The sequence below is a fragment of the Ruegeria sp. BA2 genome (assembly GCF_056539605.1).
This window is the reverse complement of record NZ_JBQFVE010000020.1, coordinates 13,754-20,746: the sequence shown is the minus strand read 5'-3', so window position 1 is coordinate 20,746 and position 6,993 is coordinate 13,754. Positions and strand designations below refer to the sequence as shown.

The 6,993-nt window shown below is 50.7% G+C and carries 6 protein-coding genes and 1 pseudogene; 3 read left to right on the top strand and 4 right to left on the bottom strand.

The window, feature by feature from the left end; all coding sequences use genetic code 11:
* Positions 1–104 precede the first annotated feature (104 nt).
* Positions 105–785, top strand: a complete 681-nt coding sequence (locus ACR0NN_RS23800; protein WP_480685698.1) for an IS6 family transposase — start codon at positions 105–107, stop codon at positions 783–785.
* Positions 786–812: 27 nt separating this feature from the next.
* On the opposite strand, the gene ACR0NN_RS23795 is transcribed toward ACR0NN_RS23800, so the two are convergent.
* Positions 813–1,286 (bottom strand): hypothetical protein, encoded by a 474-nt coding sequence (locus ACR0NN_RS23795; protein ID WP_480685696.1) that lies wholly within the window; start codon positions 1,284–1,286, stop codon positions 813–815.
* A 497-nt stretch (positions 1,287–1,783) separates the two neighbouring features.
* Here ACR0NN_RS23795 and ACR0NN_RS23790 point away from each other — a divergent pair.
* Positions 1,784–2,405, top strand: a pseudogene (locus ACR0NN_RS23790) (IS6 family transposase).
* On the opposite strand, the gene ACR0NN_RS23785 reads toward ACR0NN_RS23790, so the two are convergent.
* The 3 genes from ACR0NN_RS23785 to ACR0NN_RS23775 form a co-directional block, all read right to left on the bottom strand.
* The gene (locus ACR0NN_RS23785) at positions 2,402–2,914 is read right to left on the bottom strand and encodes a DUF6635 family protein (protein ID WP_480685694.1); all 513 of its coding nucleotides are present in this window, start codon (positions 2,912–2,914) and stop codon (positions 2,402–2,404) included. The pseudogene ACR0NN_RS23790 and the gene ACR0NN_RS23785 overlap by 4 nt on opposite strands.
* 374 nt (positions 2,915–3,288) lie before the next feature.
* Positions 3,289–4,362 carry a LacI family DNA-binding transcriptional regulator gene (locus ACR0NN_RS23780; RefSeq protein WP_170727561.1) on the bottom strand — a complete coding sequence of 358 codons (1,074 nt, stop codon included), beginning with the start codon at positions 4,360–4,362 and terminating at the stop codon, positions 3,289–3,291.
* Positions 4,363–4,492: 130 nt separating this feature from the next.
* Positions 4,493–5,503, bottom strand: a complete 1,011-nt coding sequence (locus ACR0NN_RS23775; protein ID WP_170727557.1) for a substrate-binding domain-containing protein — start codon at positions 5,501–5,503, stop codon at positions 4,493–4,495.
* A gap of 212 nt (positions 5,504–5,715) precedes the next feature.
* Here ACR0NN_RS23775 and ACR0NN_RS23770 point away from each other — a divergent pair, with 212 nt between their 5' ends.
* Positions 5,716–6,984: an ABC transporter substrate-binding protein gene (locus ACR0NN_RS23770; protein WP_170727554.1), complete on the top strand. Its 1,269-nt coding sequence runs from the start codon at positions 5,716–5,718 to the stop codon at positions 6,982–6,984.
* Positions 6,985–6,993: the final 9 nt, after the last annotated feature.

Sequence of the window (6,993 nt, the reverse complement as noted above, 5' to 3'; positions counted from 1 at the left end):
ACGAAACTGGAGAGCCGATGGCTATGTTGCAAACATTTGACCATTGACCTTTGTGGCGTTAGCGCCTGTGTGGGGAACGGCATTATTCAGTTTAAGGTTGGTGCATGATTTCTTTCAATGGTGCTCAGTATACAAAAGAAGTGATCCTATTCGCAGTGTTTTTCTATGTTCGATACGGTGTCTCCTATCGGGATCTGGAAGAAATCATGGCGGAACGGGGTGTATCAGTTGATCACACCACACTGAACCGTTGGGTCACGCGATACTCTTGCGCCATTGCTGAAACTGCGCGTCGCCGAAAAGCGACCTGCGACCCTTCTTGGAGAATGGATGAGACCTTCATCAAGGTGAAGGGCATTTGGGTATATCTCTATCGGGCAGTCGATAAGCACGGCAAAACGCTTGATTTCATGCTTTCGCAGCGCCGAAACAAGCCAGCAGCCACGAGGTTCTTCGCTCGAATGATGGAGGTAAACGGCCTTCCCAGAAAGATTGTCATCGACAAAAGTGGGGCCAACACCGCAGGCATCAAGGCGATCAACAAGATGCTCAAGGGCTTTGGCTGCCCAATCCCAATTGAGATGGTAAGGCGAAAGTTCCTGAACAACATCGTGGAACAGGATCACCGCTTCATCAAGCGACGGACTCGTCCGATGATGGAGTTCAAAACCTTCTCTTCGGCAGCGGCGACGTTGAATGCAATTGAAGTCGCGAACATGATCCGCAAAGGGCAACTCACTCCCGGAATCTGTCCTTTTCGTCAGTTCGCGGAATTAGCGGCTTAACCCGCCGGTACGGCGTGATCTCTTCGGTCAGTAAGAAACTTCGCAACAGAACCTAGAGATTTGCATCTTGGTCTTAGCGACAGTCATCTTGTGCTGAAACTGAAGCGTTTCTTCCAACGGAATCTCAACGTAGACGTTCTTCTTTGTCGATCCTAGTCCAGCCCGAATGTCGGATGTTTCTCTAAATGGGTCGTGCGTAATTCCAAGAACACCCGGACTAAATTGCTTGTCTATTTTCATTGTTCCCAATTTGGCGGTAAAGCCCCACGGGTTCACGGTTGGACCACCGCCCACAAGCTCAACGTTCTTCGTAATACTGGCTGTAGTCTCTGTTGTTACTTGTCCAGTTTTCAGATTGATTTCCGTACGTTGTGAATACTTGTTTCTGCCAGCCGGAAGATCAATACTCTTTGGGAGTGGTATGTCACTTTTGCGTCCCAGTTTAATTTCAGGAACCTCATCAGGAGTCGGCAATGCATCAACCCAACTATCATCAGCCATCTCAAATTCCTTTGCTTAGAATAATCTAGATTTACGCATTACTCTCTAAGAAACCGAGCTAATAGCACGGCACATGACAAAAGAAGCTCCCTAGAGAAAAGCAATGCACAGAAAAATATGAACACGTATGGTGCTCGCGGACTGGACCAGTAATCTTCTTCGCTCAGCAACGTCAGTGCCAGCGAGAAAGTCAAAAAAGCAAGCTTCCCTAGTGTAGATTTATCGAAAATATCGGCCAACGATATGTTTCTGTACGTTCTTAGATGTTCAAGTAGCTCTTGCATTTGGCTGTAGAAGAACTCCGAATTCCAAACTTTTCCGCTGCCGCAATCGAAGCGGCGTATCCTCACAAATCTTCATCGCTAGAGTAGATGATTCAACTTATGCGATAGCATTCCGAGTCGTAACCTAGAGTCGGTTCTGTCGCAAACTTATTTCCCACCTGTCAGACTAAGTGTCGTTTTGGTAGCGCATACTCAAAATGACAGGAGCAGACCGTGACAATCTCATTCAAGGGTGCACACTTTCCGAAAGAAGTGATCTTGTACGCTGTTTTCTTCTATCTCCGATACGGTGTGTCATATCGGAATCTGGAAGAAATCATGGCTGAACGTGGCGTTGAACTGGATCACGCGACGCTGAACCGTTGGATGAGTCGATATGCCGGTCTTGTGGCTGATGCTTCACGATACAAAAAGCGCCCTGCCGACCGTTCATGGCGCATGGATGAGACCTATGTGAAGGTGAAGGGTGAGTGGGTTTATCTCTATCGCGCCATCGACAAACACGGAAAGACCCTTGATTTCATGCTATCAAAGCGCCGGAACAAAGCGGCTGCGACCAAGTTCTTCGCTCGTGCGCTTGAGGCGAACGGTTTGCCACGGAAAAGGCTTTGGCTGCCCTGTACCAATCGAGATGGTGAGACGGAAGTATCTCAACAACATCATTGAGCAAGACCATCGCTTCATAAAACGTCGGATCAGGCCAATGCTGGGTTTCAAGTCTTTCGACTCAGCCGCATCTGCCCTGGCGGGCATCGAACTGGTTAACATGATCCGCAAAGGTCAATTCACGCCCGGACTCTGTCCGTTTCGTCAATTCGCAGAACTGGCTGCCTAACTTTGGTATGATCGCCAAGACAATTTGGCGCGTTCAGAACTTTGCAACAGAGCCCCAAGAGCCTCGGCATCTGCTGTGTTCTTGCGTCTGCGTATCATTTCACGGAATTCGGGCGCTGCAAGCACCGTATGCGACAACGCATCAGAATCGTATGCCACTGGCAGCTGCAGCAGATCGGTTACTATGCAGGCCTCTACCCTACGAGCCACGGTAGTGCGCAGTAAGATGCGTCGTGAAGCCAAGAAGTCCGCGCCTGCGCTCCATCCAATACGACGGAATAGGAACGAAGCGATGCGCGTCAGCACATATGCCGGTGACAGCATCACATTTATTGGTGCTCGAATAATGTCCAAGCCGAGCGCAGATCGATGTAGGCTAAGTGTTCCGGGCCAAGTGAAATGTCTCGCAATAAACTCATCAACTTTCGCCCGTCGGTCTGCGAAGTAGTCACGGTGCTTCGATGATGAAGCTATGTCCGATGCAATGGTGGGGGTTGATGATGAAAACATGGCAGTTACCCTGCATATTCCTCACACTGAGCAACGAAGGAGCGCTTTCCTTACTGCTTCTTGTATTGGAGCGCTTGCTTCCGAGCTAGTAGTTACTTCTCACGTTAGCACATAGTTGCTGCAAGGCGCTGGCGAGGTTTCACATTGGAGCGTACACGTTCTATTTTCAACGCGTCAGTAACAGTGTTCCTTCGAAAGTTTCGCGGTTATGGCCAGATCAATCGCGGCGCGAGAACCTGACTGTGCACTTTGTGCGTTTCTGGCGGAGAACCACCAGTGTTGAGATTGTTGCCGTACCGAGCAATCCTAATGCTTCCAAACCCGGCTGGCATGAGGAACTGATCCCCAAGCAATATTGGTGGTTCCTTTTTTGCTCAAGAGCTCGAAATTGAATTCCTTTGCCCCACAGATTCGCGACGGACCAGAGCTGCTTCTTCGAGATAGCCGCACCTAGGGGCGTCCAGATTTTGTATATGGTCTAAGAGCAGGTTTGCCAGTTCGGCACCAGACTTTCGGTAGTCGACCGAATAACTTGTCAATCCAGGGGAGAAGCAATCAATCAAAGTATGATTTCCGAACCCAATTACCGAGACTTGTTCACCAACTGAAATCCCGAGTTCTCGGCACGCTGCATACACCCCAAAGGCAACGGTATCACTTTCACACAAAAAAGCTGTCGGGGGGTTGCTCGACGACAGCAGGACTTGAGCAAACTGTTTGGCATCTTGCACGCTTGAACTGTTATTACTCTGAAACCCTGGTACTATGGCCAAATCAGATTGGCTCATCGACCGATGAAAGCTGTGTAACCAATGATCGGGATCGATGTTGCTCTTATTGAGCCCGACAAACGCAATTCTGGTATGTCCGCTGTCTTTAAGAATGGACACAGAGTTTGCGATGCAACCATCGATATCGACATCGCAATACAGGCTGCTTAAACCGTCGACATGGCCATAGGTCACAAAAGGCATCCCATATTCGGATAACATTTCAATGCGTGAATCGTTAGTCGCCGGAGTGGGTATGATGCAACCATCGACGCGTTTTTCTTGAATGATCAGGCGCTGAATTTCTGAAAGCCTATCAAGACCGTTCGTCGAACAAACAGTCAATGTCCAATCCTTTGACAGGAGCTCGTTGCTAATCCCTTCAATCAATTCGAGCGTCGCTAGTGCATTCGCTTCCTCATACCCCTGCGGCAAAATAATGGCTGCAGACTGGCTCGTACCTGTCTTAATGGATCTGGCGATTGCTGACGGGTGATAACCAAGTTTTTTTGCAGCGTCTTGTACTCTTTGCTTTGTTTCCGATGATATGTCGGAATAGTCGGAAAGTGCTCGTGAGACTGTGCTTTTAGAAAGCCCAGTATGTTCGGACAGGTCTGCAAGGGTTGTTACCCTTGGGCCAACCTTTCTTGAGTGCTTTTTCTTGTTTCCATCCGACATAAGGCTGTCCGATAACTACGGGAAAAACGGTGTCGATACGCCAGGGTGCAACGCAACGCAAATTAGTCCTTGGTTCCACGCGCCAGACGAGTATCGACCTGCTGCAGTAATAGTCTGAGCTAAAAAGTTTTTAAGGGTTGGACACGACTCCTGAAGTTTCTCGCACTTTCAACGTTGCAGAGTACTCGAGATGCCGAACAGGGAGGCTTGGTGTTCTCAGTCGGTCCAACAGGACCTCGGCCAATCGCGTGCCCAGCATTTTTGGATTGATCGCCATTGTGGTGAGGCGAGGAGTCGCGATACCGGCATCCTCAATGTCATCAAAACCCACGACAGAAAAATCATGTCCCGGCGCTAGCCCGGATCGGATCAATCCAAGGCAGGCTCCAAGCGCGACAACATCACCATTGCATACGATGCTCGTCACCTCAGGATGCTGCTTGCGGAGTGCTGCTATTGCGTCAAAGCCAGCGCGTTTGTTGTCGTCACAGGGCCAAACAATCGGTTGCGCGCCACCCAAAGGCTTAAGAGCTTCCAAGTACCCTGCTATACGCTCTTCGCGCACGGATGTTTGTTCGGTTCCGCCAAAATAGGCGATGTGCTTGTGACCTAAATCGATCAAATGCTGAGTCGCCTGAGTCAGAGCTTCGGAGTTTAGAACGCCGACATAATCAAGAGACTTCGACACTTTCCGCATAAAGGTAACAGTGGGCACGTTATGAGCATTTATGAGCTCCAACGACTCTTCTTTTGTGTCGAGCGCCGGAACCCAGATCAATCCGCCGCGACCAAATCGGATGCAGGCTTCCATGAGGCGGTCCTGGCGCTCAAGATCGCCTTGCGCATCGAGGATGGAGACCATGAATCCTTCGGACTCAAGAAGATCTACAGCGCTGCTCACAACTTCCGAGTTAAATGGGTTCGCCAGCTTGTTTAGCATAAAGCCGACTTCCCGATTTTTACCTGATCGCATAGTAGCCGCCGCGTGATTTGGGACGTAGCGCAACCGCTTTGCGGCGTTCAGGACTTTCTGGCGTGTTTGATCTGAAATCCGCCCAGTGTCGCGCATGACCTGACTGACGGTGGGAACCGATACGCCCGCTTCTTTGGCAACGCTAGATAGGGTGGGCTTTTTTATCATGGCAGCTGTATTTAGATATAACGTTCTTCTAAATTTGCAGGAGACTCAAAAAATATCAAGTAAAATATGAAAACCACAAAATGGTCTCAGGCTTGACTCATGATATAACGTTGTATCATAGTGTCTTCATTCGCCATAGGCTAATCCAAGTTCGTCGGCGAGGGAGGGAGGTTGCCAGTTTTCGGTCAACCTCAGGCATAACGGAGGAAAACATGTCTATTCATTCGAAACTTGCGGGTGCCGTATCCGGTGTTGCCATGCTTGTCGGCGCCGCTGCCGTACATGCGGAAACCCTGTTCTGGTCAACGCAGGCCCGACCTGCCGAAGAAGCGCAGGCGATGCGAACCGAGGTCCTCGGCGGCTTTGATGGCGAAGTTGATTACCAGCCGAACGAAGATGGGCCGTGGCTGACACGTCTGCAAGCCGAACTGCAAGCTGGTTCGGGCAGCATTGATTTGCTGGGGTCCTTGCATGGTAACTTCTCGGCGATGAACCCCGAAGACCTGATGGATCTCGGCGAACTGGGCGTCTCGTCGGCCTCAGACACATTTAACGATCTGGCCAAGCTTGGAACTGACAGCCTTCACTACATGCCATGGATGCAAGCGAGCTACATCATGGCCGCGAACACTGAAGCGCTGCAGTACCTGCCCGACGGCGTAGATATCAATGCGTTGACCTATGACCAGTTGATTGCCTGGGCGGCCAATGTTGAAGAAGCGACCGGCCAGAAGAAATTTGGCTTTCCTGCGGGTCCCAAAGGGCTGAAGCACCGCTTCTTCCAGGGCTATCTCTATCCGTCCTACACAGATGGCGTTGTGCGTACTTTTGCATCGCCAGAGGCCGTGACAGCATGGGAGAAATTCAAAGAGCTGTGGAGCCATACAAACCCTGCATCGACGAACTTTTCTTTCATGCAGGAACAGCTATTGAACGGCGATGCATGGATCGTTTTCGATCACACTTCACGTCTGGCGCAAGCCTTCAACGAGCGCCCTGACGACTTCGTCGCCTTCCCGGCACCTGCCGGTCCGACTGGCCGTGGTTTCATGCCTGTTCTGGCTGGCGTTGCCATCCCGCGTACCGCACCGGACGCCGAAAGCGCGAAAGCTCTGGTGACTTATCTGATGCAGCCCGAAACACAAATTGCGACGCTGAAGGCCACAAATTTCTTCCCCGTTGTCGAAGTAGAATTGCCGGACGACCTACCGCCATCGGTCAAGGCCGCAGGAGAAGCGGTCGCCACAATGAGCGGATCGGCAGACGCCAATCCTGGACTACTGCCTGCCGGTTTGGGCAGCATGGGTGGTGATTTCAACCGTGTCTATGTGGACACGTTCGAGCGCATTGTATTGGCGGGGCAACCCATCGAGCAGGTTCTGGAAGATCAAAAGAAACAGCTCGAAAAAATAATGAACGAAACTGGCGCACCCTGCTGGGCTCCTGATGCGCCTTCAGACGGCCCATGTCCCGTCGAATAAGTCCAAACA

Coding starts and splice junctions, on each gene's coding strand:
- ACR0NN_RS23800 (WP_480685698.1), top strand. CDS start 105: ATGATTTCTTTCAATGGTGCTCAGTATACAAAAGAAGTGATCCTATTC.
- ACR0NN_RS23795 (WP_480685696.1), bottom strand. CDS start 1,286: ATGGCTGATGATAGTTGGGTTGATGCATTGCCGACTCCTGATGAGGTT.
- ACR0NN_RS23785 (WP_480685694.1), bottom strand. CDS start 2,914: ATGTTTTCATCATCAACCCCCACCATTGCATCGGACATAGCTTCATCA.
- ACR0NN_RS23780 (WP_170727561.1), bottom strand. CDS start 4,362: ATGTCGGATGGAAACAAGAAAAAGCACTCAAGAAAGGTTGGCCCAAGG.
- ACR0NN_RS23775 (WP_170727557.1), bottom strand. CDS start 5,503: ATGATAAAAAAGCCCACCCTATCTAGCGTTGCCAAAGAAGCGGGCGTA.
- ACR0NN_RS23770 (WP_170727554.1), top strand. CDS start 5,716: ATGTCTATTCATTCGAAACTTGCGGGTGCCGTATCCGGTGTTGCCATG.